Below are 25,484 nucleotides of genomic sequence, written 5' to 3' on the forward strand. Positions count from 1 at the left end.
TGCACAGGTCTCGAGCCCGATGGGGAGCGGGGACGCGAGCGCCCCGAACGACACGAACTCGCGTTAACGATCGGGGATCGAATTGTCGTGAAGCGCGAGGATATTGCGTCCCGATATCGTGGCGTTCGAGTCCGGATCTGCGACCATACTCAAGCAACATCGCCATGGGCGGGGTGATGGTGCTTGCGCACACTTGCCTTCGCTTTACTCCGCGCCGTCGACAACCAGGCCCGACAGTCTCTGGAGGTAGCCGGCGCCAGTGCCTTCTTCAGGGTCGAACCAGTTGAACGGGTTGCGTTCGGCGAGTATAGCCGGAAGCAAGTCGTGGTCCGCGTAGAAGGGTACCTCCCACTCGTCCCATCGACACAGATCGTCGAAGCGGGTGCTGACCGCCGCCCACTCCTCGTCGACCATGTAGAAGTCATCGTCATCGACTTCGTTCGTGCAGTCGCGGGACGGCCGAGGCGTGATCTCCTCGAAGAGTTCCGGTAACTGGTCCATGATGTCCGGTGCTTCGTGGAGAGCGGCGGCCATCAGGAGCTCGTCGAAGAAGCATCCTGGCCGGTCGAACGGGAGTGTGCCGTTTTCGATCTCAATTGCGACTGCTCGGCAGCGTTCGAGTGCCTTTGCTGCCCATGCCTTGTTGCCGTCGACGTAGAACATCGCACGTCGGTCGATACCGGCGAAGGGGCCAACCTCGTGCAGAGGGCAATCTAAAACTCCATCGATCCACATCGTCAGATCGGTGTCGGCCCATCCGTGCAGTACGACCGTCAGCGCGTAGGCCTGTCGTGGTGTCACGGTGACGGAGTCATTCCAGGTCTGTTCATATTTGTGAGCGATCTGCTTGGCTCGTTCCTTGGCGGCGGACTCGCGATCGATCACCTTCTCGCACTTCGCGCGAGTGGCACTGCTTACCGACGTGGGGTCGTCCTCCCATCGTCGCCAGGTTGCGATGCTTACGCCAGCCCTTGTTGCAGCTTCTGATTGCGTCATATCGAGGTCTTCGCGTAGTTGTCGAGTGCTCGGCATGCCGAAAACTGTAGTGAGCGCTCAGTGAGTAGTCAAGAGCGGCAATCTGTCGTGCGCGATTGGCATCGATCGGAGTTGGTGCATGGGCCGCAGGTCTCGGATGGACCCCACGAGAGTCGCCAGTCGCGGGTGATCGGGGGTTCACGACACTGCCGATGCGCCGGACTTTCCTAGCCGATCACCGACGCCGACTGGTCGAGCCCCACATCTGACGTCGGCCCGTGCTCTGACGTGCGCGAAGCTAGTCGGCTGGTTGGCGAGGTGTGCAGGATCGGACGACTTGCTCTGCAACATCGAGTGGAATGCGTTCTTGCTCGATTCGTAGTGGACCAGAGTGTTCTGCGTCGGTGATGCGGTTGTAGACAACTCTTTCCGAATCGGTGAGATTCGGAAGTGGTTTACGCTGAGCGGAGATCGGGTTTCCGCGCCGATCAGTGCGCACACCGAATTGGTGGTATTCGTCGTAGGTTTGTGGGCCCATGAGTATCGAATCGACGGCGTTGTGTTCGGAGCGGAGCTTGTTGAGGATTTCGTAGCCGTGGGCGTCGATATCGCCCCAGTAGATGATATGTGGGCAATGCTGGAACCAGGGGTGGCGGGTGATGCGATGGGTGATTGCCCATCCGCCGCCCTCGACGGCGATCCCTCCTGGGAGGGGAGGGAAGAACAGTGCGGTGTCCTTGTTTTCGGTGATGATGATGACGTCGGGTGAGTAGGCGACAGTGGCGTGGGTGTCGTCAGTGGCGAGGCTGTCGCGCATCCGGGTTTCCTTTGCGCGCCAGTTCGGGTCCAGGTAGGTCAGGTCGATACGCTGGGGCCGGTCGATCAGGTCGAGGCTGTCCCGGTCAAGGAGGGTCAGGACCAGCGCAGCGTGGTTGTCGAGCCACTTCGCGTCGAGACCGGGGATCGGGACCTGCCGGGTGGTGAGGCCCGTGGCGTAGTGGTGGTGGAACCAGTCGACGGTGCGACAGAGCAGCGTGAAGTCGATGTCGGTGAGGGCAACTATCTGTTGAAGTGTGCGCGGCTGTAGGTCGATGTCGAGGGTGTTGGAGAGGACCTGGCGGCGGTCGCGGGCGCGGGCGATCGTGTCGGACCAGTCTATGGCGGCGAGAGCGGCGGCCGTGTCGAGGTCGGAGATGTCGAGATGTGTGGGGATATTCAGGAGAAGCCGGCCCACACGGCGGCGCGCGTAGCGGAGACTGCACGAGAGGTGGTCGTGCTGAGCACCCCAGTGGTCCCAGGCCTGCATGACCGGCCGGTGGGTGGTGGCGTAGTTGGTTTCGAGGTCGCCGCGTGCGGGTGTGCCGATCGGGTAGGTGCGTGGCCATCCCGTGGGCTCGTCGACAACCCAGGCCGCCCAGTGCTTGGTGAGCGCCCTGGTGAGGTCGGTGGTGACGGCGTCAGGGTCTTTCATGATGTCGGCACCGGTGCGTCTGCGATGAATGCTGATGCCGTGGAGTAGCCCTCGGTGTCCTTGTTGATGAGAATGACCCGATCGACCTTGCGGGAGATCGCGGAGACCTTGTCGACAACCGATCCGGCAATGAGTTGGAACCCCAGAGTGATCCAGGCTTGCACGGCCCGAGAGGCGAACTGGGAGTCTGCCTTGATGAACGCCTCGTCGAGGATGATCGGGGCAAAGGTCGGGCGGGAGTTCTGTTCGTCTCCGAGCTGGTATCGCAGCGCCGCACCGACGATGAACGCCACCATCTCCTGCATCTCGCCACCGGACTTGGCATCGAATTCGGCGTAGGTGCCCTTGATGTTGTCGGGGTCGGTGGGGTCGACCTTCTGGGCCTTGATGCTGATGTGGCGGCGCACGTCGAGGATTTCCTCTCGCTGGGAGGACTCGCCGCGCGGCAGTTGGTCGGCAGGCATGATCTGCCGGATGAACTGCGTGATGGTTTTGTAGCGCGCCTTCGCCACGTCGAGGGATATTGGTGTTGCACTGCTAGATGTTTCGATGAATAGCTGCAGGCTGGACCAGAAGTGGCGCGAGGTAGGGGTCTCGCGTTCGGCGGGGTCGATGCGGAGGCGGTCGCCGTCACGACCGAACGGGATCCTTTCCAAGATCGCGTTCACATCGTGCAGCCGGTCGAGGATGCGCCGCCTCTCGGTCTCGAACTCGCTACTGAGCAACCCCAACTCCATTCCGGTCCACTTGTTGACCTCTCCGAGGAAGTCGTCTCGATGTCGGATGACGTCGGAGTCCACGAGCCTGCGGTAGTGGTTGTAGTAGTTCGGGTAGGACGCAATGTCGGTGCCCCACTCGTAGTTGTCCCAGTCGGCCTTGAACCGCTTGAACATATCCTCCAGTGCTCGGCGTGCATTGACGGTTTCGTCAGTGAGGTCGGCCAGCCGGTCGGTGATACCTTCCGCGACCTTGCCGAACGCTTCCTGCAGGGTGTTGGCATCACCGCCGTAGGACAGTCCCAGCATCTTGTCGAGCTGACCCTGCTGTGCATCGGTCACGGTGACCGAACCAGCGGTCACCAGCGCGGCGTGGGTGATGGCGTAGCGTTCGGCCAGCGGCGCGAGGTCGGCGATCGTCGCGTTGAGGGACTGGCGTTCGTTGCGTGCCGCGGCCTTGGCGTCGCCGGCGGACTCGCGGTCCTCTTCGGCCTGTTTCTGCTGCCGCTTCAACTCGGCGATTCGGTCGCTGGCAGCGAGGATTGCGTCGCGTTCTTGCTCCAATGTGTCGATGGCGTCGCGGACGGATCCGGTGTCGATCTCGGCCCAGTTCAAATCGAGCACCGCCTCCCAGGTGACGCGGTGATCAACCAACGTCGACCGCTGGCCGTGCAGTTGTTCCGCCCGTTGGTGGGCTGCGTGTAGCTCGGCGGTCAGGCGTTCGATCTCCGTTTCTAGTTCGGCGATGCGCTCGGCGTTGCTGAATCCGAGGACGTAGTCCTTGGGTAGCGGTGCACCGTGGGCACCGGACCGTCCCTGCCGGGTCTGCCCGTGGGCGGTGATGCGTTTGCGCCCGTCGTCGATGAGCAACGCGTCGGCAGTGTCGACGCATTCATGAGTGAACGTGGCGTTGATGAATCCTTCGAGCCAACCGATGAAGGGGCTGCCGGGCTTGTACTGGATCTTCCCCGCAAGGGTGGAGGGATCGGGGATCGTTGTCGGGGCGGACGCGTTGAAGGGGACCGCTTCTGACCGTAACCGCATGCCCTTAGAGAGGCGGTCAGCACTTCGGACGAACTGTGCCCGGATGTTCTCGTTGTAGAGAATGTGCCGGCCGATGCCGCCCATCTCGGCTTCGGCAGCGGTGCGCCAGTGCTCGTCGTCGGCGTGCAGATCGATCAGTTCTCCGATGAACGGAAGATCGCGGCGCGGATCGGTGATACCGCACAACTCGGCCAACTCGGTGCGCCGCTGGTGGAGATAAGCTGGAATGTTCGAGTCCGGACGGGTTCGGAGATCATCCAATTCGCCCGACACGGATCTGTGTGCGCGCTGCGCGTCGGCGTGCCGAGCGTCGGCCTCGCGAGCTGCCGCGGTGACAGCCTCCAGTTGTCCCGGGAGTCCGTCCATGAAAGCGCGTGCTCGGAGCTGTAGCGACGACATGTCCCTCGCGTTGGCCGGAGCCACGACGTCGTCGAGATTGGCAATGCGGGAATGGAACTGGGCTTCCTTGCGTGCCCGCTGCTCGAGCGTCTCGCTCCAGTTCTTGAGCTCCGCGGTGATGTGGTCGAGACGTTCCCCGCCCTCGGTGCGGATTGCGTTCTTCAGCTCGTCGACCTTGCGGTCTGCCGCCTCAAATGCTGCTGCGGTCCGCCGGCAGTCGTCTTCGGCCTCCTCGAGGTCCTGTTCGGCCGAGTTCAGGGCGGCCCCGTACTCGGCGTCACCGACGCTGCTCTGCCACAGCACCCACGGAGTGTCCCCCGAATCCTGGTGCCGCAGAGCGGCGATGTCGGAGGCGTTGTCCATCGCGCGCTGGTACCGGTCGTGGCGCTCCTCGATATCGGAGAGCACCTCCACCTGGTCGTACGCACGCTGCATCGTCTCGTAGCTGTTGGACAGCTCCGAGAAGTGATCGAGTGCCTGCTTGGCCGTATCAAACGTGGAGGGCTGCTCGAAGACCAACTTCTTGTATAGGTCATCAATGGTGGCTTCTTGCTGACCGGCCTGGATGCGGGCCAAGAGGGCCAGCGCCTTATCGCACTCGCCCTTCCTGCCGATGCTGAGGGTGCTCTGGGCGACAGTGAGGAACTTGGTGTAGGTGTCGTGCACCTTCGACCCAGTGAACGTGGCTTCCAGTTTCCGCTGATAGCCCTGCTGCCCGAGACCCTCGACAAACAGGTTATAGAGCAGCTCGACGTCGACGGTCCCGTCGATGGTCAGGCGCAGCGGGTTTCCCAGTTCCCCGTCGGAACTGATCGATGCTCGAACGAAGAAGAGCCTTGCGGCGGTGAAGTGTGCGCCGGTGTCGTGGCGGAAGGTGACCGCCACAACTGCCGCGGCATTGCAGGGCAGGCCCCGGGCATCGATTCCCCGAAGCCGGCGGTCGGTGAGTTCGCCGCTGGTGTTTTGCACACTGTCGGTCTTACCCCGCACGTAGGAGACCACATTGCGCTGGTTGCCGCCCCGGGCACGTCCCTGACCGGCATTGGAGGCTCCGTTGAACGGAACGTTGCTGGGCATCATCAGCGCGGTGTAAGCGTCCATCAGGGTCGATTTCCCGACCCCGGACGGTCCGGAGATCATGGTCGATCCAGGTGAGAAGTCGATGCGGTGGTAGCCGTCGTAACCGCCCCAATTGAGCAGGTGCAGGGATTCGATCCGCCATTGTGGACTGCCGGTGTCGGGGAACAAGGTGCCCGTCTCAGTCGAGGTCATCGTCTGATCCTTCGCCGGGGCTCAGGTCGACCGCGGTGATCTCTCCGTCGGTGTCCGTGGGCGCTGCCGTGTCGTCGGCATCCAGGGTGTCGAGGTAAGTGCTGAGCGCCTTCAGTTTGTCCAGCGATATCAGTGGCACGATCACCGGGGAGATGCGGTAGCGGTCCGCGCCGGTGTCGCGCGTCGAGACGAGAATGCCCGCGCTCTCGATCCGTTCGAATGCCTTCTCCGCATTCTCGCGTTGCTTCTTCTCGTCGTTGCGCTGGATCGACTTGTCTGCCTGCAACCGCTCTACCATCTCCGTCTTGGAGATGACGACGTGCGCGTTACCGTCCCGGCCCAGTTCGTTGGCATAGGTTTCCCGCAGATGCCGAAGCAGGATCGTCTCGGTCCAGGTGTAGGCACGGTTCTGTGTCGACATCAGCGTGGGGAACCGGGTGCCGGGGACCTGGACCTTATAGGCGACCCCGGCGTCGGTGTCGCACACCAACATCAGGAACAGGTCGTTGAGCCGCGATTCGACGTCATAACGGTGTTTGAGCAGCAACGGCCACAGCTTCGTATGTTGGTCCGCCGACAGGTAGTTGCGTTTGAGAATTGCCGTCAGCACCGACCGGGCCTCATACGTCAACGTGCCCTGATCGCCGGTGAACAAGATGGTGTCCGACGGCCGGAACCGAAACTCTTCAGGTCCGTCGTCGGACTCGGCGGGCTCACCGTCGTCGACGACCTGCGACAGCAGGTCATCCCACTCGTCCAAAGGGTCGGTACTCATTGTTGTGCTCGTTCCATGTGGGCGATCAATACGCTGCGGTCTTCATCGGTATAGGTCAGCCGTGGCGCTTCGAAGACACGCTCCTCGATCCCCAACGGATGTACCGTGAGATACCTGTCGGTCATTCCGACTGTGTGGGAGCGACGAAGGGCCATCGTGTCGGCCGACGCCTCGAACAAGGCGAACAGGTCCACTAGCCTCCGGTCCTCTCGGGGCAAGGCATTGAAGACCTCGGCGACGGTGGCGCGTGGGGACGCCTTCAATCGGGTGATCAGGATGCCTCGCATCTTTTCCACGTCCGGTCCACCCATGCGCAGCAGCTCGCGCTGTTCTTCAGCCGACATGGGGATGGCCAGATGTGGACGGGCCGCCGGGGGTGCGGCGAAATCGGCGGGGTCAGCAAGGTTTGTGCGCAATCGGTCGAGCTCGATCGTGGCGGGTATGAAGGCGATCGGCACCCGACTGCGCACCTTCGCCACGGCCTTTCGCTCTGATAGTCGACGATCCAACTCCCGCAACAGAGTCCGCAGCTCTGTTGCTTGGATTCGATCCGGGGCACTCAGATACGAGTAGATGGTTTGCATGATGTGCCGATGCGAGACCATCACCTGCTGCACCTCCCGGCTCAACTCCCTCGAGGTTCGCTTCAGCCGTCGTCGCTCCTCCGGCTTCAACCCCTGCGCGGCTTCGTGCGCCAACACGATGTCCATGTCCGTCGCGAACGCCCGCATCATGCCGGTCCTCTGCAGCAACTCGACCGCGCCCACGAACGCCCGCCCACGGTCGTCATTATTGAGCAACGCATCCATGCGCTGCCGATATAGATCCAACACCTCACCGGTAGACCGGTCGTCGTCACGGAACTCCTGGCGTAACTGTTCACGCATATCCGCGAACAGCTCGCCGACCTTACGAATGTCAGACGGCAAGTTGTTGACTTCGGAGAGTATCTGGTCCAAGACCTCGGTGACCTGACCCGTCCCGGCGAACTCCAAATCACCACCGGCGAGCAGACGGTCACGTTCCTCCGTCAGCTTGTCGATTTGGATGCTCAAGATGCCGATCCGCCGCTCCCGATCCTCGCTGATCATCAGCGCGGTGTCCTGCACCTTTGTGATGAGGTCCTTGACCCGAGACTCGGACACCATCGCGTGACGACCGGTCTCGCGCACGTACCGCAACGCGTCGAGCGCCTCATTGGTGATCTCATACGTGGTGGGTCCACTCGGCGTCGACCCGTCCTTGTAGCGCAGCCACCCGCGCGCTGCGCCCTCCACCCACGAATAGGCCAAGGCACGACCCCGCTGCTGCGGCAGTTCAGTCTCGGGAACAGCGTCGCCGATCTGCTCCAGCAGGAAGTCCACCTGATCGTGCAGGTCGTCTTCGGCCACCACGCGCCGGTCGTCCTCGGAGAACACCTCACCCAGCACCGCCACGATCACCGGCGCGTACTTCTGATGTAGCAGCCGCAGCGTGTCACGATCAAACGCGCCGGAAACATCGTGATAGCGAGCAATGACCGACATATCCGAAAGTCCCTGTCAAGTGCGGTGTTGAGCGTCAACTTGTGCAATCCCGTCAGACTGTAGCCCGCAACCCCGACACTCGGCGCAGACCTAGTCCCTGCGCATCTGAGGCCCTCAGCCCGGTCAAAGCCGTCTCGGAGGTGAAGTCGGACCGATCGGTGCTACAGGATTTCTGTGTGTGAGGGGAGAGGGTGGTCGTGTAGGGGAATGATGTTGAGCGAATTGGCGTGCTGGAGTGGCCGGAGACGGTGGCTTTGGCGGCAATACAGGTGTCGCGACGGTGCAGGAGCCCGGTCTTCCCTCGAAAAGTTGGGCGGGGCTTCGCCTGCCGCGGCTGTGGGTGCCTGCCGGCAGTGAGACCCCACCAGCAGCGCGTCACGGTTCGGCCGGTGGGGTCTCTGTGCGGTCAGCCGTCGATTGGTTCGCAGATCGCGACAGGCCCGGGACAACCCCGGGTGGCGCATTCGTACAGATCAGTCTCGATGAGCACACCGCCGAGGCTGGCGTAGATGTAGTGCCGGAACGCGGCGTTGCCACACGTCACGCAGTCCTGATCGATCTGGATCCACTCGCCTCCCATGACCGGACCCTAGCTGGACAAAGTTCGGCGGCGGCCGGCAGGTGGCAGCGCGCTGACGACCCGGTAGAAACGCATCAGGATCTGAATCGGCCGTGGTGCGTGGGGCCGCAGAATCGCGTGTTTGCGCACGTATCGCGGGATATGCCATTGCGCCCAGGTGTGTGCCGGGAAGACTGCTGCGTCACCAGCTCGAAGCGTGCGAGGAGCCTGATCCGCCGAGGAGACGGTCACCTCACCCTCGAGGATCTGGACCGTCTCTTCGAGCGCGAAGTACCAGTTGAAGGTTCCTGCTGTGCAGTCCCACACCCAGTGGGTGGTGGTGCCGTCGAGGCTCTGCGTCCATCGCCCGTCACGAGCCACGGGCATGCCGTCGAGGATCCAGGTTGGATCGATGGGGCTGGGCTCGAGTGCGACGTCGTCGAGGCATACCGCTTCGATACGTGATGGCGTGCGGCCGGCTACCTTCTGCGTCATGCGGTCATCAAACCAGACGAACCGGACGTAACGGATATCCATCTGGTTGGTAACCTTCTATTTGCTGCCCTTGTCATTGGGTGGCGCCGGGCCCCACCAGTCGCGTCAGTCGTGTTTCGTGCTGGTGGGGTTCCTTCGTTCTTGCTCGCGCACTGGCGGTAAACCCGAAGGTAACCACTACGGTCGGAGGGTCCCGAAGAGTCACGTCCACGTCGAGTCGGTGACGGGAATCGGCGTAGTGGTGTTCGTCAGGCACGTACAGGCTTTGAGCCTCGGATTGTTTCCCGAGCAGGATCCGCCAGTCGACGAACAGGTCACCCACCTCGTCGGCGACGTCCCGGTACGGGTCGAACCTCGCATCCCACTGGGCGTCGGTGTACTCAGGGGAGTCGACGTCGGGGTGAGGCATGGAGGTGAGCCAGAACTGACGCGTCGGAGTTGTTGGCGTCGCGGCAGAAGTTGATCATGTCGCGGTAGTTCTGCAGCCCGGTCTCGATCGAAATGTCCTGGACGAGGCCGTTGCCGCCGAACCCGATGCGCAGCAGGTCGTCAGGGTAGGCGAGGAGCCGCTCGTGCAGCCAGTAGGCGTCGTCCGGGTCGGTGAGGATCGACTTCCACTAGTTGGACTGCCACCCGGAGCGGGCCGAGGTTGATGGTCTCGATGCCCACTCCCCAGCCGAGGTGTACGGCATTACCGAGCAAGGCGCCACGGGTCGTCGCCGTCGCCGATCGTGTGCAGTGTCATTTGAGTGAATGACATTGAGGTGCAGGCTGACTGACACCCCACCGTGGTCGGGGGTGTCTGGGCCGCGGTGTCGGACCGGTCGGTGATACTTGCTCTTCTGGATGGGTGGGAAGGGGGCGGTCATGTCCACGAGTGATGTTGATCCGGTCGGTGTGCTGGAGTGGTCGGAGTCGGTGGCGTTGGCGGCGATGCAGGTGTCGTTGATGCGCTCGGACATCGACGCGACGAAGCCCGACATGACTGTGGCCGTCAAGGCGGCGGTGCTGGGCGATGCCGTCGCAGGTTTCCGTCAGGTGGCGGCCGAGGATCGGTCGGACCGCCCGGACTGGCTGACACCACTGCTGGTGGACATCGGCACCCAGATGGACGCGGCGGCGGATGCCATTGCGGCCCAGGGCCGGCGCCTGCCGCAGTGCTTCGGCTCGCGGGAGCGGTCGTTGCTGTTGCTGGTCGACCTCATCCTGTTCGACCCGTGGCCGGCGAAAACCTCCTGGCACACCGCGACCCACCGCGCCGCACTGGAGGCGCTGGCGGACGAGTTCCCGAACCTCGACCGCACCGATCTGGACCGGATGCGGGAGGAACATAAACTCCTGCTGAGGCGGTTGCGGCGCAAGGGTGTGCACTGGGGGAAGGTGGCGGTCATCGGTGCGGCCGGGTTGGCGGCCGGCGTCGCCACCGGTGGGTGGGCGGCACCGGCGATCGGCGCCGCGATCGGCAGCGCCGCCGGACTGACCGGAGCGGCAGCAACCTCCGCGGGTTTGGCCACATTGGGCGGTGGGGCGATCGCGGCCGGCGGGTTCGGCATCGCCGGGGGCACCGCCCTGGTTACCGGGCTCGGGGGCATCGCCGGAGCGGGCGTCGCCGCGGCCGGCGCACGCTGGACGCCGTGGACGACCGGTCAGGTGGTGGCCGAGGCGATGCGCCTGGACCTGATTGCACGGTGTGTGCTGATCGAGGGGGAGAACCGGGACGAGAAGCAACGCCGTGTCGTGCAAAGTCTGCAGGAGCGGCTCGAGAAGGTCGTCGCCGACGGTGAGCGGCTCCTGGACCGGATTAGGGACCTCTCAGGTGAGAACGCGCGGCTAACCGTAGAGAACAAGGAACTGCGGGAGGAACTGCGCAGGCAGCACGCGGACGCCAAGCGGGCGGAGGGGGCGCTCGAGGTCATCCTGGATCGTCTCCCGGAAACCGCCGCATGAGCAGAAGGGACGACACGGTGGATCGGAATCTCGACACGATCAGCCGTCGGCTCGCCGAGTTGGAATCGGCCACCGAGACCGCCCTGGCCGGTGGGGTCCCGGACCGGCTGCCGGACAACGACACCGCCGCCCTCACTTCGTATGCGGAACTGACCGCCACCAATGACCGGCTCCGCACCCAGCGTGGCTGGACCGACATCGACCTCGACGCCGCCCTGACCCCCGAACAGCGGGCCGGGTTCGACCGGTGGCGGGCCCGGCAACGCACCCCGTGGGACCGCGACGACGTCCTCGCGGTCGGGTTCGCGACCGTATTGGGGGTGGCAGCGGTCTGGTACGACACCACCCTCGACGGCAACGTCGCCCACGCGCTCGGTGCCACCAGGAAGACCGGATGGATGCGGGCCTGGGAGCGCGCCGGCAAGAGGTTGCCGATCGACTACACCGGTCCCGGGTTCGGCGGCCGCGCCCACCGGGTCCGCTCCCCGGGTCATGATCTGGGCCGACCATTCGAGGCGCTCCAGCAGATCCGGGCGGGCGAGTTCCGCGGCGTCCGATGGGACTACGGAAACACGCACGACGTCACCGTCGGGGGCCGGTTCCGGGAGGTCGACTCCCTCCCGGAGGCCCTCGTCCTCTGGGCCCAGCATCTGGCGGCGGATGTGGTGACCCCGATGAGCCTGCCGATGCCCGGCTCCTCCTGGCTGTACGAGCTCGACAACCGGGCACTGCGTAAGTTCGCGCACGAGGTGTACCTAGGGACCTCGGCGGGCAACGGGCTAAACGTGCGATCCGGGATCCTCACCCCCTCGCTGAGCGTGATCACCACCGAGGCCATCCTCCGCACCCACGTTCATGCCCGGGTGTACGCGGCCACCGGCAGCGCCCGTCTCGACGAGCGGGAGCAGGCCCGGCGTAACGAGTTGCTTCTCGCCGCGCACTCGCTGGTCGGTCTCGCGTCGGCGGGTAAGACGCTGGCGCGAATGATCGTCCTCGATGACCGCAAGGGTATGGCGATGCGGCACGTCAACGTTCCGGTGCTCCTCCGCATGGGGTGCCTGGCACTGCAGGTCGCGCATGATCGGCGGACACGAGGTCGTGCATTGGCTCAGGATTGGGACACGTTGGCAGCCTGCCTGCTGACGTAAAGGCGATGCATGTCAGGAGAACTCGGCGATGCTGGAGTGGTTTGATCGGGAGATCCGAGTCGACCTCAGCCGTCCACAACGGAGTCTGGTACCAGCAAACCCAGTGGCCGACGGGTTGCTGGGTTCGCTGGCACCACCGTTGGACGACGGCAAAGCCGATGAAACTACTGCCGCCGCCGGACCCCTCATATCGGTGACTTGCGTCAGAAGAATCACGCACCGGGATCTCCGACGTCGCCCGACTTGGAGCAGGACGACATCAGGTGAGCCTCATGAGCTGGACATGCACAGGCTGCGGAACTGGTGGTATATCAATCATCCGCTGGTCGGCGCCCCTTAAGGAAACCTGAAGGAGTGTGCCAAGGTATGTTCTGTCGCATCTCCTGTCGGTGGTGCATGATCTCATGTGGGGAAGAGAGGAGTGGTTCCGAATGTCCGTCACATATAGCCCGACCGACTCGACAACCCGTGTTCGGTCATGGGAGCCGTTCCAACCGAATGGGTGCCGCTGGTGCGGTTCGCCTGAGCGTACGCATGGCTACGTCTTTGCGAGGTCCGTCGGGTTTCACGCCTGGGCAGAGCCGACAGTAGCCCAGCGGAAAGCCAGAATGAAGGCGCGCTGACACTAGGTTGCTCGGTCTTCCAGCAGCCGGAAGACTTCGGTCAATTGATCGGGCAACTTGTCGCCTTGCTGGAGGGATAACGCGAGCGTGGTCATCGCTTCCGGCTTGCTGCTCGGCCCCTGCTCACTCGCCTCGCGCGTCATGTCAAGGAGTTCTTTGCTGAATTTCTTTCCTCTGAGCTCTGCGAAATGGTGGGCGGTCCACTCAGCCCCGTCGACTCTGGGCCACTTGGCATTCGCTGTCTTTGCCCATACTTCGTCGGAGAACAACTCTTCGAGCTCGTTAGGGTCCCCGATATATATGGCGTGCTTCTCGGGGGACAGGCCTCGCTGCTGAAGCTTCTTGTCGGAGAAGACGTGTCTGGCCTGTTCTTTGGAATCAGAGTCGACTAGGAATGTGACGTTACGTTCGTGGTCGACAAGGAACCGTGCGAAGTCCATCGCGCCTTCGTTGTTTCTACAAGCCCAGAGAGCTATGCCCGCTGATTCTAGGTGTCGTCCCGTAGCATGGCGGAAGAGGATTGGTAGAGAGGCCATCTCGGTATCGCCTTCAACACCGACAAATAGGCGTTCGTGAAGGAGGACTGTGTTCCGCAATCCTAGCGACGAGGCGATCGCTCCTAGATGGGAGCCAGTCGGAGTCTCGTCGGTCATGGAATCTGCCACGGTTCGGTGGTCAACATGCTTGACGTGAACAACGTCCGAGATATCGACGCCATCAATGAGGTTCATTGAGTGAGTTGCAATCAGCATCCGAACGTTTGGGTACGCGCTTTGCTGCTGCACCAGCTTCATGAAATCGCGCTGATGCGCGTAGTCGAGATGATTATCTGGCTCGTCGTACACGAGGACGACGTCTCCCGAATCCCTGAGCATCCCGGTGTTGAATTCCCATACGGCTAGGGATACGCGTCTAGCCCTTCCTGCACCGGCTTCTCCGAGATGTATATGCTCGCCGGACTTTGATGTGACGCTGATCTGGGTTGCTTTGAGCCCAGTGTTGAGCTTGACGGAAGGGAGGATGCGGACATTGCCGATGTCGCCGCAACGGCGCATGATGTGCTTACGGATCTCTTCCGCGTCTTCGGTTAACTTTTTTTCAAGTGCCTTTTCCAAGCCCTTAATGCTGCCCTGAAATTCTGCATGGTTTGAATGTGAGTTGTATGCGGTCTGCAATGTTGCGCGGATGGCATCTTCGGCATCGGTATTACCGTTAGGGTTGAATCTAGCGATCCGAGGCAGTGCATTCACAACGGCGGACGGGGCTATTTGCCATCGATGGATTGTTGTGGCGGAACGGGCCGCTTCCTCAAGGGCTGCCTTCAGGGAGGCTTTCAATGAACTTTCAGCTTTCAGTCCAAGCTCTTCTACTCGTGTCTTCAGGTCGGGCACTGTGAGCGAGTCCAGATCGCGGAGTCTTTCGTCTCCTGGGACCTTGGTCCATACTTCGTAGAGCGCCGAACGCCCGCGCGCTGTGTATCGTCGAATCTTGATGGACGCCGGAAGTCCAAGTTCGTCGGATTCTGTGGTGCTCAATGTGAACTCACCGACCACGACTGTTTCATTTACCCGCGGAGTCTCGGTGCCGTCCGCCTCGGCTACATTTTTGCTCGCGAAAGTAGGATCGCGATCACTCAAGTTGTAATCATTCAACAGAAAGCGTACGGCGTCGAGAATTGTTGTCTTACCTGCGTCGTTGTGGCCTGTCAGCAGTGTGGGGGAGGCGATCCTGAGGTCGTTCAACTCTGCGATCGAGCGAAATCCAATAATCGAGATTCTGTCGAGTTGCATCGGTATTATCTCCCTACGATATCGGTACTTGCTCGACTGTTCGTATGCTGCGAATAGTGGACGCCGAGCTGTATATTAGTCCCATCAAATGGGGGGTGGTTTGGGTGAAAGGGTCCTTAATGTCCCTATATCATCCCAATCATTGGTGACGCCCCATTGGTTTGTAATTCAACGTCTGATGAATGAACTTTCCCCGCGACTGACCCTGCGCGGTGAACGATTTCCAGACATCTGGTGAGCACGCGGTGTAGTACCATTCGACTCCATCCGGAAATCTGACGTAGATCGTCTCAGTTTCTAATTCGTAGGCTTCGGCAACGATCCAACTGGACTCGACGGCTTGCCAATTCAGCGGCATTCTGATGCTCCTTCGTCTTGTATTTCGTGGGTATCGCGCAATCGCATGGAGGGTTGACGTGTCTGCGGTGCGCAGAGAGTTCAGGGTCGTGGCTTCCGAGGATGGGTCCTGGAACTCCGCACTTTCGGTGAGGCCGGTTTGGCTTTCGTTGGGAGTCCGGTTCGGGCGCCCGAATTTGTCCACACAGTCCTAGATTTCGAGTAACTGATCCGCCAGGGCGTCGGGAAGTTTGTCCAGCACACCGGCTCGAGCGGTCAGTACGCGCAGGTTGGTCCACACCTGGAATCTGACTTCATAAACGTTGCGGCCCCATATAGTGGCGAGTTTCCGTTCGATAGGTGCGATTTGGCCGGGACGGCGGGCACTGGTACGCCGCGCAGGAAAGTCGGTTTCCGTCAGTACACGCGCTGGATCGAGTGCTCCTAGTTCGACGTCTGTCATAGCTGCGTTCACCGAGAAGAAAGGGTCGAAAGGGGCAGCGCGACTTAGGTCGTTGGTCGTACCGCGAAACCAGTGCAGGATGATCCCAGGGTGCGGATTGTCTGCGAGTTCGTTGACCACAGCGCTGGTCGCGCCAGCGCTGTGCACCGACAAGAGCAGAGGTTCTTCTTGAGCAGCCCCGAGGATCGTGCGCAGGATCTTCTTCTGGTCCGCCATGGCACCAGCCCGTCGATCCAACCCGATTTCACCGATGAAGGCGAAGTTTGGGAGGAGACGTCGAAACTCGGTCTCATCGAATGTGTTGCGTGCTGAGGCCGACGCCGGGTGGCAGCCAACACCCCAAATCAGGTTGAGATCTTGGCGAGTGGCCACGTATGAACTCTCAGCCAGAGACCGTGTTACTGCGAAAACCCACGCGGGTTCGAGCGCGCGCACTTGGGTGGGTGTGACATCGGGAGCGATGTGTGCGTGGCAATCGAGTGGAGGTAGTTCGCGGGTCATGGCAGGGGCACCTGGGCTATCTCATCGAGACCGCGTTGGACTAGATCGGCGGCATCGTCGAGGTCGTAGTCGGGCGGCCAGGTGTCGGCATCGACGGCATCTTGATCGACTCCGCGCGATATCGCGTATCGGACGGCGTCGATGTCGCTGGCACGGCGATCCAATAGCACCGTGCGGGAGGTGCCAGTCAAGGTCTCACACAGGTATGCGGTCTTATCAGTGATACCCGACGCAATGAAGGTCGCTCGGCGGACTATGCATGGGTAGCAGAGTCCACAGTTGAGGTTGGCGTTGCCTCCGGGAATTCGGGCACCGTCGAGCTTACTGCACGAAATGGTTGCGGCGGCAGTTCGCTCCCATGCGGTTGGAGGTATGCCCTGGGCGACGTGCTTCATGGCCTCCCCCTTTGTCATTCGGACGAATGGGTTTGTCACCGATGCCGAGATTTCCAACGAATTGAGCAGTTCATTAAAGCGGTAGATCGTGGTCGGATGCGTCGATCGTGTAGACAAGGCCCCGCCGCGGTTGACGTGCAGGGGTTGGTTGATGCTGGTATATCCATTCTCAGGCACATACACGCTGGAGGGTGTTCCGCGACGGCTCGGGGTGGACGCGGCGACCGCGAGGGAGAGGAACATAAGTGACCTGGTACGGCTGGACGCTTCGCGTTTACGCCCTTGCTGAGCGAGCCGAAGCCGGGTATACGAAGGTGTCGGGGTGAAGGCGTCGGCTAGGAAGGTGCCGACATGCTTTTGCGCTGCGACTACGGCGTTGGCAGCGTCGGCGTGTCCGATGAACATCGTGTCAGGATTTTCCGGCAAGATGTTCAAGGCGCCGAGAAACGAATCCAAGCCTCCGCTAAGCAGGCTAACAGGGTGAGAGTCGATGTTGGAGTGAGTCGTTGGGATGGGTGCCGGTCGGGGGGTGGTGTCTTTTGTCAGGACAAGCGACCAGCTGTCACCGGTAAGCCAGTGCAACAGATCGCAGATCTGATCGGCTGGCCCGCTTATCCAAGTATCTGGGGCAGCTAGCTCGACGTTGAGAGAGATGTCGCGACTGAACGTGAGTCCGCGACGGGTGAGACGATCGGCGATGTAGGCCCCGGCCGCAATCCTGAGTAGATCGATGGCGGCGTCCGGTGGCGTGGCCAAGGGGGTAAGCCACCATCCGAGATCGGACGCGATGGTCTCGGTCCGACCTGGCTGAGACGGCCAGGTCAGTGTCGTTTCATGTGGGATGGCAGGAGTCGAAGAATCATTGCCGCGCACGGAATATCGGTGAGTTGTCATCATCGGGCCGCCAGGAGGACGAGCGCGTCGCGAGTTAGGTTGGCTGCGACCTGATGGCAAGTAACCGCGGTGACTTTGCCGTACGCCGCGAGGTCGAGGTTGCGCAGTTTCGCGGTAATCCACTGGCGCAAGCCGCGTTCTTTGCGGGTTGCTACCTGAGGGCTTGTAACCCCCGCGAGGATCTGATTGCGCAATTCGACCAGCGACAACTGTAGGGTCATCTCGCCGACGAAGGACCGGATGGATTCTCCGGCGCTGGGTGCAGGCGCGTCCGACCCGGCTAAGATAATCTTCTTCACCTGCTCGCCTGCTGCCTTCCGTAGTGCTGCGTCATCAGGATGTCCAGCGTCGCCGAGGACGATGTCCAACAAACGTGCGCATCGATTGCGGGGTGTCAGTGCATCGAGTTCGTCCAGTGTTACGCCAAAGCGGCTGAGGGCGTCGGCATCGCGCCGTTGGTAAGCGCTTGCAGCGCCGATTGCCGCCCCACCGCGAGCCGCTTGATTGAGCATCCGCCGGCCTTGGCGAGGGGACCCACTGCTTCCTGCCCCACCACCCCCACCACCCCCAGCGGCGGCGCCACCTCCGGCGCCGCGCGAGCCTCGTATTCCCAGTCGACTAATGAGGGTGCTCAGGGCGGGTACTGTTCCAACACTCGGAGAAGTCGAGGGAAGTAGGGCGGTGGCGATCGCCTGACCGAGCGAGTCGAATCCCGGATCGGGCGAATCGGAGTCTCCATCCCAAGTTGTGGGCTCTGGTGCTACCTCCCACGCCTCCCTGACGGTCTCCCATGACTGCGCACCGCTGCCGCCGTATGCTCCACTGGTGCCCATTAGCTACTCGGCCCCATCTCTGCTGCCACTCTGGTCATTGGGTCGATGCTCGAATCATTAGCAATCTCTCGCACGAGGTCCCGTAGTTCATCGGTCTGACTGTTTTGTAGTTCGACGACGGCCCCAGGGGTCAAGTTCCGCCAGTGATCGCGAATCGCCCGCACGGCCTTCGGAACGAGCGCGGGTAATTGGTCAGCCCACCGAATAATTGAGGTGAACATCGGATCGAGGTCGGTGAGACGACGCGACGACGAAACCAAGTAGTCAAAAGCGCTTTCCTGCTCAGGGACAGGAAGGGACGAGAGTTGGGTCAGTGCTGCGTCGCGGGCTGCTTCACCCTCTCCGAGTAGACTGCTTACCAGTGTGCCGGCGCGGTCGGTGGTCTGGCCGCCGACAGAAATGCTGAGCAATGTCGCGGCCAGACTCAGGTAGGGGCTGAGATCTTCGTCGGCGAGACTGGGCTGGGATCGTGCCCAGTTCTGGGTCCGCTTGTCGATTCCGTCGGGTGGCGCCGCCTCCGTATCGGTGGAGACCGCCCACTCCTCCCAATCTCGAATGAAATTTCGGTGGTCGGGTGCGCTCACGCTGGCGAGGATTTCGAAGCTCTGCCGATGCTGGTCCTCGAGCAGCAGAATCTTCATCAGTACGGCGGGCTCGATCGTGACGCCGCGGGCTCGTGCGACCGCGCTGCGTATTCCATATGCATTGAGAAAACGCTTGATCTGTCGCGGGCTCGAGAGGGTGTCCGCGGACAGGCCTTGGGTTAGCTGAGCTGCCAATGCAAGCAGGTCGGATGATGGCGCCCACGGTAGCGCGTTGAAGTCGCTGAGCAGTGGCAGGGAGTTAGTTCGACGTCGAGTTGCGCAATGGTCGATCAATGCTGGCAAGTGCTGAGGCTCCGGGCAGTACTGATGGGAAAGAAGTAGACCCACGTACGCTTCAGCCTCGTCTTCGGACAGACGCGGCAGGGAAACGGGGATCTGAACGATCTTCTCGAGGTACCGATCCGCAAAACGCTCGCTTCGGTTAGTGGCGCTGAGGCTTGCCGCGATTGCGTCCTTCACCATGTCCTGGTCGGCGGCCAGAATGAAGACCATCTTCGGTACCGCGAGAAACAACTTGATTGCCTCTAGAGTCGCCATGACAGCGTTCGGTAAGCATCGGTCGAGATCGTCCACCATCACGACAACTCGGTCAACATCAGGAAGGTACTCCACGAGTTCACCGAATGCGCTCTTGAAGCCACTCATCGACTCGGGTGACGAACGCTTCCGAGGGGTGAACGCTTTGACCAGCTCCGCTGGATTCCATACCGAAGTCAGCGCCCCCTTCGCAAGGGCTATCGTGACTCGGCTCCAGCTCACCCGCATGAGTAGCTCGTCGGCCTTCTTGACGATGGCTGCGTTGTTGTCGAAGTGCTCGCGGAAGGTGTCGAGCACTTCGGCGATGAGGGTGCCCCGCACGTCGTCGTGGTCGTCGTACTGCCACGGATCGGTGCGAACCACTACGTATCGCCTGTTTGGGGCGAGTTCATCGGCGAGTAATTTCAATGCTGTCGACTTGCCCCCGCCCCAGGGGCTTTGAATTCCGACTGTCAGTGGATCGAGGTTCGGTGTTTGGATCGCATCGAGGACGGGGCGTATGACGGCGTCGAAGCCCAGAAAATCTATTTCGCTGGGATTGTCGTCCCAGAGCGGTGTGTTGGGCGAAGGCTGTGGCATCAGTTGATTCCTCCCCGTGGCGACCCCAGGCCAAGACGGGGCGCGTGATCCAATACCGGGATGATAGTTGCCATTCAACGGGAGATTGAGCCCGGTATGCATTGTTCGAGCTAGGTGATACCCGTAGTATCGCCATTTTTGCGACGATGTCGCTTGTTTGAATGTCATTTGTGTGAATGACATTTGGGAAGGGCGAGGTGGCTTCTTCGGTCAATCCAATTCCACCGCGTCGCCGGCGCGGTGCCGAGCGACTCGCCGACGTGGCGACGAGCGGCGAACTTCGATCCGCCGTGCTCGTCGGTCCGGTTCCGATACATTCGAACGGCCCGTTCCCGGGGTCTTCGCGTCATACTCCTTCCAGCTTTGGATCAGCAGCCACCACGAACACTTATCAGACGGTTCACGTGGCCGACGCTTTGGCGTTTGCCTGCTGAACTTCCTTTCGTGGTCGCTCTCGATGCGCCGTTAAACGATCGGCAGCTCAACGTGCTGCGATGGATTGGTCAAGGCTGTCCTGAACGCGAATGGCCAGATGTCGGACATAAGACGGTTACTGTTGCCCTGCAGAACCGTCGATTAGTGACGATCTCGCGCAAGGGCGGGCACTGGACCGCGCAGACCCTGGATGCTGGTCAACACTATCTTGCATACGGCGCGTACCCAGCCAGCCATCGACGCACGAAGAGGCTTCACTCGAGGCGTCCGTCGGCCACACCTGTGCCCGAGTCAGCGAAACGCCGCGGCCTTCGCTCTCATCCTCAGCCGACGGGCGGCACGCTGCCCATGAGTGTGGAGGCCACGTTGCCCGCGACGACGGATGTCGCCAACCCATCCGGATCGCCCCGCTCAGCGCAACGTTTGACGCCCACTCGGCAACTCCTTTACGACATCGTCGCTGCGGGTGGTGTTCTGCGGCGAAATGTCAAGGACGACGTGACGAACTATGGCAGTCTCGTGACGATCATCAATCGTCGGGGAATGGCGCCGGCGGGCCAGCGACTGAGTATGACTAATTCTAATACCGGCACCTACTACTTCAGTTCGGACCGCTACCACCTTGGCACACGGTGCCGCCGCGGGACCTGGTTGTAGCCGAACGGATTGGCCAATGGCATCCAGTAGTAGCGCAACTTCGTGATAACACGCGCCTCGGTGCGAGCTCGGAAATCCGGAGGCGGATGGTTCGCGTCCTGCAATCAATCGCTCTCGAGGCAGAGGCGCGCGGGCACACCGTCGTCGAGCCAACCGGGCATACCGACCATCGCAGGTACCAGCAGCGGAGCATCGAACCCGGGCAGCTGGTCATCTGTGTTGGCCAGTACTGCTTTGCCGTGGGTGTGTAGCAACGCGATTCCTATACACCACACGTCCCGACCCCGGCCGAACTCGAACGAGAGAAGAAGTGGTCATGGAGTCGACCGCCACGTTGGGATAATGCTCCTGGCGACCGGCTTCGGCTGCGCATCGACAGCGAGGCTTTCGCGGCGGGCACCGGGACTGGTCCGATACGAAGTCGTTATCAACCCGAGTGGAAGATCACCTTGCGGAGGCGATGGAAGGCATTGAGGCCGCTGCTCAGCGTGAGGATGAACGGCGCGATGCCGAAGTGGGAGCCCGCGACGACGAGGCGCGCCGTCGAGCGACTGCCGAAGAGCTCGCGGTCGAACGGCACGCTGACAATGTGCGAGCGGAAGTGCTTCGTGAACAAGTTTGTGCCTGGCAACCAGCGGAAGCGCAGCGTGGCCACCTCGGCGCGATGGCGGCACAGCGCGACTCACGCGCAGACGAAGACGCGCGGGAAGCGGCCACGGAGTGGTACCGCTGGGGCTGCGAGTATGTGGGGCGGATCGATCCGCTTGGGAGTCGGCTCGCCATGCCGACGATCCGGCGGCCAACCTGGGAAGAGCAGGCCGCCTTGATTCGAGCGCTTATGAGAGAGCTTGACGGATGGAGGGAACTGCTTGGCGCTGGTGGTGATGGCGGACAGTCCCGGTCGGTGGACAGCAAGCAGGAACTAGTCCGAGATGAGGTTGTGTCGGTGCCGTACCGCACAATGATCTGTTGTGAGCATCTATGACCGCGTGCGGTACAACCCTCGCCTGCCAATTGAGGACGAGAAGTCGCTGGTCGCGGCGATGGAGGAGGGATTGCTGACCGAAAGTCACTACCTAGATCTCAAAGCCGAAATCCCGAAGGGTAGCAGCAAGAATCGTGAACTCGCTCGGGACTTAGCGTCGTTCGCCGTTGACGGTGGGACGTTCGTCGTCGGGGTTGCCGAACGTGGCGAGGACAGTGTCGCGGTTCCGGTGCTACTTGATGGCCTCGCTGAACGGATCGATCAGGTCGCGGCATCGATTCCCGACCCGCCTGTCACGATAGCGACACAGTCGATTCCGTGCGAAACGCCTGCGGGGTACGGCTACCTGCTAGTGCACGTCCCGCCAAGTCCGGAAGCGCCGCACATGGTTGATGGCCGTTACTGGGGCCGGCGCGATATAACGAAGTACCAGCTGGCGGACGCCGAAGTGGTGCGCCTGCATGAGCGACGTCGCACCCACGAGCGTGACATTGGTGAACGGATTCGTGCGGAGTTCACCCGCGATCCGATCCCCGAAGGAGTACGGAAGCAGGCGCATCTGTTTCTGCTCGCAGAGCCGGTTCTCGGGGCACCTGACCTCTTGGCCCCGGTCACCAACGCGCCACGTTGGCAGGAACATGTGCTGCGTTTAACCAACGGCGCCAGGACGTCTGCGATCGAAGATCAGCTCCACCACCTCGCCGGAACCAGTCCGGACTGGGGCGCGCTCTCCCAGTTTGATCGTCGGCCGGCCGGGATTGCGGTGACGTCCTTTGGTCTGGAACCGGGTCGTCTGCTGCGTCCGAACCAGAAGGATGAGGATGCCCTGGAAATCGAGATCGACGAGGATGGCGCAGTCCGACTGTTCATGAGTCGGCTGAGCGACGCGATTACACCGGGGCAGCAGGTCGTCTTTGCGGATGCCCCGGTCATTCATTTGCACCGCCTCCTTGCTCTGGTGACGTCGCTCGCGACCGAATCGGGCTACCACGGCAACTGGCGGCTTGGCGTTGGGGCCACGGGCCTTGCGGGTCTTCGGGCCTACTTTCGTGAGGTACGCGACCAGAGTTCCGGTTACATCTATAGCGATGACCAGTACATACGGGGCACAGTCGCGCCGCTTCGGGACATCGCCGAACGGCCCGCGCGAGTAATTCAGCAGTTGGTCGAGCCCCTCCATCGCGCGCTCGGCGTCACGGCTCGCTTCGGGCCGCCGGACGCACAGCCTGTCTAGCGCTGCCCATACCGCTTGTCCGTTGCTCTGCAGGGCAACAACCAACCGATGGGACAGGAGAGGACGAGATCGCCACATGAGTCTTGACTACCATTCCGATGCCGTCGAACACGCGGCGTTTGCAGGCTCCCTGGGTTCGGCTGCCCTCGGCCTGTGGACGCGATGCGGCAGTTTGGATCTCCGCGAACGGGCGTCACGGTGTCGTCCCTACTGGACATTGCCGAGTACATGGGTGACAGTGAACTGATTGAGCATCTCCTCACGCACGGGCTGTGGATCTCACGGCGGATAGATACGAGATGACGCACGGACCGACCTCGGACTAGCTGCTGCCCCTCTGGCGCTACGACGACAAACCAGATGACGGCCGCCTGATCTCCATTGACGAGGATTCGCTTCGCTCGCCCTCCCTATTTCTTCGCCGGCGATGCGCGTCTCCGCAAGCGCTGTTGCACAAAGGTCGAGGCGGAACCCTCGAAACGAAGGTACGTAGGGTGCTGTCCAAGAAGTGCACGCGGCGATGACCGGATTATAGAGCGCGTTAGCGATATATTGCAGCACACGCCACAGCGTTGGCCAAATGCGGCATGCTGCCAGTCATGACTGCAAACACCAGTTTCCGCAATTCCGGAGGCGTGCTTCGGCATGACGGAATGCTGTGGAAGCCTCGCCCAGGGACATCGTCGATTCCCGAGGACTTCATCGAAGCCCGAGCCACTTTTCGAGCGATCGCCGCAGAAATACATTGGAACCCGTGGGTTCGTGACGACCGGGCGAACGAATGGGAGCAGGCCCTCCAGATCATGGGCGAATGGCAGCGAGCTGAACCCGGCCACCGTCAACTGACCGAAGCCGAGTGCGAAGCTCGGTGGAAGCACGACGACGAAGACGTCCGCCAGAAGCTCGATGCGAGGCGGCAGCGATTTGAGCGGGAACGCTCGCACTACGACCCCGACCGGGCACAGTCGCGGCTACATCTGATTGAACTGCAGTCGTGTCTGCAACACGAGCAGGCGGAGCTAAGCGGGCTTCGTGACAAGGCCAGCTCTCCGGCCATTCCGACAGGCAGGAGCGCAGAGCGCATTGCGGCACTCGAGAACGAGGTCGGGGAGATCGAAGGACAGATTGCGATGTTGGAAGCGACGGTCGGTGACCCCGAGACGGTTGTTGACGCGCACGGTCGACTTCCGCGCGACCGACGGGAGATCACGCTCTGTCTGTACTCAATCCACCGTACGACACGAGTTCGTGAACTGCGTGCGCAGCTGGCGGACCTAAGCGCGAACCTGAAAGCAGCTCAAGATAAGTCGCGACGCATCGAGTGTCGCCAGCTGCTCGCCGATGCCACCGGAGAGCTGGAGGCGCTACTGGCCATTCCGCGACTGGCGGTTGACGACATGTGCTCGGAATGTGCTACACCCGCGGCTGACCACGGATGGGTGGCCCGACAGACGGCGGGTCCCTGTCCGGCGTGGCCTGGATGGGCAGCGAAGATGGAGAAGGTGCGCACAATAATAGAGAGAGCTGCGCAACGCGAGCGGCCAGTCACCGAACCGGCACAGGCCTCTCAGCCCCTGGCGATCATTGCGTCGGGTCTACCGATCACCGATGTTATTGCGCGGCTAGAGGAGTTGCGGCAGGAATTTCCGGACGCTGAAGTGCGCCGTGGTCGGGCCAACCGTTGGGAATTGTGGCCGCGGAAGAAGCACCAGCCTGACACAGCCACGTAACGATCTACCCGTGGTGCGGCCACTCCAGCGCGGCACACCCGTCGCAACCAGCCGATGTCAGCGGTGGGTGTGCGTCAGTCACACGAGGTAGAAAGTACAAGCGGTGTTGTCGCAGTTCTAACCCGGCATCACCGCTATTGTCCTGAGCCGTCCGCGGCATGGGGAGGTGGCGTGGGCAGCGTGGGCGATGTTGTCTGGTGTAGGGATGGATTGGATTTCGCCGTCTCCGTCGACTGAGGCATCGGCTCCGCCGGGCGAGTGCGGACCAGGTGGCGTTTCTTTGCCCGCCGACGTGCGCAGGTGCCTCGGATGTGTGGATGGGGGGCGATGAGGCTGAACACTCTTGTCACCGGCGGGTACCTGGCGGCCAAGTGCCAGTGCCATGAACCATGTTCAGGGGCGGCGGCCCGGTTCGGTTTGTCGGAGATGGGTGGTCGCGCGGTGGACGGGTATGTGCTCGACGACGAACTTTCCGGCGCGTGATCGATACCTTCGCTCTGGTCGCGAGGCAGTGTGCTCGACGTATGCCCCGACCGTGAATGGGTCTACGTCCGTGGGGC

At 61.9% G+C, this 25,484-nt stretch carries 19 protein-coding genes; 4 read left to right on the plus strand and 15 right to left on the minus strand.

The features are described 5' to 3' along the window. Positions 1–204 precede the first annotated feature (204 nt). From CA951_RS31165 to CA951_RS31195, 8 genes are all read right to left on the minus strand, one after another. Positions 205–1,032 (minus strand): helix-turn-helix transcriptional regulator, encoded by an 828-nt coding sequence (locus tag CA951_RS31165; protein WP_143543123.1) that lies wholly within the window; start codon positions 1,030–1,032, stop codon positions 205–207. 241 nt (positions 1,033–1,273) lie between these two features. Continuing rightward, positions 1,274–2,446 (minus strand): Wadjet anti-phage system protein JetD domain-containing protein, encoded by a 1,173-nt coding sequence (locus CA951_RS31170; RefSeq protein WP_087560546.1) that lies wholly within the window; start codon positions 2,444–2,446, stop codon positions 1,274–1,276. Further along, entirely contained in the window at positions 2,443–5,877 is a 3,435-nt protein-coding gene (locus tag CA951_RS31175; protein ID WP_087560547.1) for an ATP-binding protein, read from the minus strand. Before CA951_RS31175 ends, CA951_RS31170 begins: the two co-directional genes overlap by 4 nt. Beyond that, positions 5,864–6,652, minus strand: coding sequence for a DUF4194 domain-containing protein (locus CA951_RS31180; protein WP_087560548.1), 789 nt, complete (start codon positions 6,650–6,652; stop codon positions 5,864–5,866). The genes CA951_RS31175 and CA951_RS31180 overlap by 14 nt, the downstream gene beginning before the upstream one ends. Continuing rightward, positions 6,649–8,178, minus strand: a complete 1,530-nt coding sequence (locus CA951_RS31185; RefSeq protein WP_087560549.1) for a DUF3375 family protein — start codon at positions 8,176–8,178, stop codon at positions 6,649–6,651. The genes CA951_RS31180 and CA951_RS31185 overlap by 4 nt, the downstream gene beginning before the upstream one ends. Positions 8,179–8,584: 406 nt before the next feature. Continuing rightward, positions 8,585–8,758 carry a hypothetical protein gene (locus CA951_RS43580; protein ID WP_179220377.1) on the minus strand — a complete coding sequence of 58 codons (174 nt, stop codon included), beginning with the start codon at positions 8,756–8,758 and terminating at the stop codon, positions 8,585–8,587. Positions 8,759–8,767: 9 nt separating this feature from the next. Further along, positions 8,768–9,232 (minus strand): cupin domain-containing protein, encoded by a 465-nt coding sequence (locus CA951_RS31190; protein ID WP_087560568.1) that lies wholly within the window; start codon positions 9,230–9,232, stop codon positions 8,768–8,770. A 73-nt stretch (positions 9,233–9,305) separates the two neighbouring features. Beyond that, on the minus strand, positions 9,306–9,641 hold the full coding sequence (locus CA951_RS31195; protein ID WP_087560550.1) for a hypothetical protein: 336 nt from the start codon (positions 9,639–9,641) through the stop codon (positions 9,306–9,308). Positions 9,642–10,099: 458 nt separating this feature from the next. On the opposite strand from CA951_RS31195, the gene CA951_RS31200 reads away from it, so the two are divergent. Continuing rightward, the gene (locus CA951_RS31200) at positions 10,100–11,179 is read left to right on the plus strand and encodes a hypothetical protein (RefSeq protein ID WP_087560551.1); all 1,080 of its coding nucleotides are present in this window, start codon (positions 10,100–10,102) and stop codon (positions 11,177–11,179) included. Then, the gene (locus CA951_RS31205; RefSeq protein WP_087560552.1) at positions 11,176–12,327 is read left to right on the plus strand and encodes a hypothetical protein; all 1,152 of its coding nucleotides are present in this window, start codon (positions 11,176–11,178) and stop codon (positions 12,325–12,327) included. The genes CA951_RS31200 and CA951_RS31205 overlap by 4 nt, the downstream gene beginning before the upstream one ends. Positions 12,328–12,952: 625 nt before the next feature. On the opposite strand, the gene CA951_RS31215 is transcribed toward CA951_RS31205, so the two are convergent. The 7 genes from CA951_RS31215 to CA951_RS43010 form a co-directional block, all read right to left on the minus strand. Next, a complete protein-coding gene (locus CA951_RS31215) occupies positions 12,953–14,740 on the minus strand; it encodes an ATP-dependent endonuclease (RefSeq protein WP_087560554.1) in 1,788 nt (595 codons plus the stop codon). Positions 14,741–14,879: 139 nt separating this feature from the next. Beyond that, on the minus strand, positions 14,880–15,098 hold the full coding sequence (locus CA951_RS31220) for a KTSC domain-containing protein (RefSeq protein ID WP_087560555.1): 219 nt from the start codon (positions 15,096–15,098) through the stop codon (positions 14,880–14,882). A 189-nt stretch (positions 15,099–15,287) separates the two neighbouring features. Then, positions 15,288–16,040 (minus strand): TatD family hydrolase, encoded by a 753-nt coding sequence (locus tag CA951_RS31225; protein ID WP_087560556.1) that lies wholly within the window; start codon positions 16,038–16,040, stop codon positions 15,288–15,290. After that, the gene (locus CA951_RS31230; protein ID WP_256974161.1) at positions 16,037–17,191 is read right to left on the minus strand and encodes a queuosine biosynthesis protein queC; all 1,155 of its coding nucleotides are present in this window, start codon (positions 17,189–17,191) and stop codon (positions 16,037–16,039) included. Before CA951_RS31230 ends, CA951_RS31225 begins: the two co-directional genes overlap by 4 nt. A 137-nt stretch (positions 17,192–17,328) precedes the next feature. Continuing rightward, positions 17,329–17,841 (minus strand): hypothetical protein, encoded by a 513-nt coding sequence (locus tag CA951_RS31235; RefSeq protein WP_143543125.1) that lies wholly within the window; start codon positions 17,839–17,841, stop codon positions 17,329–17,331. A gap of 320 nt (positions 17,842–18,161) precedes the next feature. Beyond that, entirely contained in the window at positions 18,162–19,883 is a 1,722-nt protein-coding gene (locus CA951_RS31240; RefSeq protein ID WP_087560558.1) for a P-loop NTPase fold protein, read from the minus strand. Positions 19,884–21,402: 1,519 nt separating this feature from the next. Continuing rightward, positions 21,403–21,630 carry a hypothetical protein gene (locus CA951_RS43010; RefSeq protein WP_143543126.1) on the minus strand — a complete coding sequence of 76 codons (228 nt, stop codon included), beginning with the start codon at positions 21,628–21,630 and terminating at the stop codon, positions 21,403–21,405. Between the two features lie 316 nt (positions 21,631–21,946). On the opposite strand from CA951_RS43010, the gene CA951_RS31250 reads away from it, so the two are divergent. After that, positions 21,947–23,194, plus strand: a complete 1,248-nt coding sequence (locus tag CA951_RS31250; RefSeq protein ID WP_087560560.1) for a helix-turn-helix domain-containing protein — start codon at positions 21,947–21,949, stop codon at positions 23,192–23,194. 599 nt (positions 23,195–23,793) lie between these two features. After that, complete coding sequence (locus tag CA951_RS31255; protein WP_143543127.1) at positions 23,794–24,924, plus strand: hypothetical protein; 1,131 nt, start codon at positions 23,794–23,796, stop codon at positions 24,922–24,924. Positions 24,925–25,484: the final 560 nt, after the last annotated feature.

Source organism: Rhodococcus sp. NCIMB 12038 (assembly GCF_002165735.1).
In the GTDB taxonomy this organism is placed as follows: domain Bacteria; phylum Actinomycetota; class Actinomycetes; order Mycobacteriales; family Mycobacteriaceae; genus Rhodococcus_F.

Bases quoted from the DNA above. Each gene is read 5' to 3' on its own strand.
- CA951_RS31190 (WP_087560568.1), bottom strand. From the start codon at position 9,232: ATGACGCAGAAGGTAGCCGGCCGCACGCCATCACGTATCGAAGCGGTA.
- CA951_RS31205 (WP_087560552.1), top strand. From the start codon at position 11,176: ATGAGCAGAAGGGACGACACGGTGGATCGGAATCTCGACACGATCAGC.
- CA951_RS43580 (WP_179220377.1), bottom strand. From the start codon at position 8,758: ATGGGAGGCGAGTGGATCCAGATCGATCAGGACTGCGTGACGTGTGGC.
- CA951_RS31180 (WP_087560548.1), bottom strand. From the start codon at position 6,652: ATGAGTACCGACCCTTTGGACGAGTGGGATGACCTGCTGTCGCAGGTC.
- CA951_RS31240 (WP_087560558.1), bottom strand. From the start codon at position 19,883: ATGCCACAGCCTTCGCCCAACACACCGCTCTGGGACGACAATCCCAGC.
- CA951_RS31185 (WP_087560549.1), bottom strand. From the start codon at position 8,178: ATGTCGGTCATTGCTCGCTATCACGATGTTTCCGGCGCGTTTGATCGT.
- CA951_RS31235 (WP_143543125.1), bottom strand. From the start codon at position 17,841: ATGCTCAATCAAGCGGCTCGCGGTGGGGCGGCAATCGGCGCTGCAAGC.
- CA951_RS31195 (WP_087560550.1), bottom strand. From the start codon at position 9,641: ATGCCTCACCCCGACGTCGACTCCCCTGAGTACACCGACGCCCAGTGG.
- CA951_RS31215 (WP_087560554.1), bottom strand. From the start codon at position 14,740: ATGCAACTCGACAGAATCTCGATTATTGGATTTCGCTCGATCGCAGAG.
- CA951_RS31170 (WP_087560546.1), bottom strand. From the start codon at position 2,446: ATGAAAGACCCTGACGCCGTCACCACCGACCTCACCAGGGCGCTCACC.
- CA951_RS31255 (WP_143543127.1), top strand. From the start codon at position 23,794: ATGACTGCAAACACCAGTTTCCGCAATTCCGGAGGCGTGCTTCGGCAT.
- CA951_RS31220 (WP_087560555.1), bottom strand. From the start codon at position 15,098: ATGCCGCTGAATTGGCAAGCCGTCGAGTCCAGTTGGATCGTTGCCGAA.
- CA951_RS31200 (WP_087560551.1), top strand. From the start codon at position 10,100: ATGTCCACGAGTGATGTTGATCCGGTCGGTGTGCTGGAGTGGTCGGAG.
- CA951_RS31225 (WP_087560556.1), bottom strand. From the start codon at position 16,040: ATGACCCGCGAACTACCTCCACTCGATTGCCACGCACACATCGCTCCC.
- CA951_RS31165 (WP_143543123.1), bottom strand. From the start codon at position 1,032: ATGCCGAGCACTCGACAACTACGCGAAGACCTCGATATGACGCAATCA.
- CA951_RS31175 (WP_087560547.1), bottom strand. From the start codon at position 5,877: ATGACCTCGACTGAGACGGGCACCTTGTTCCCCGACACCGGCAGTCCA.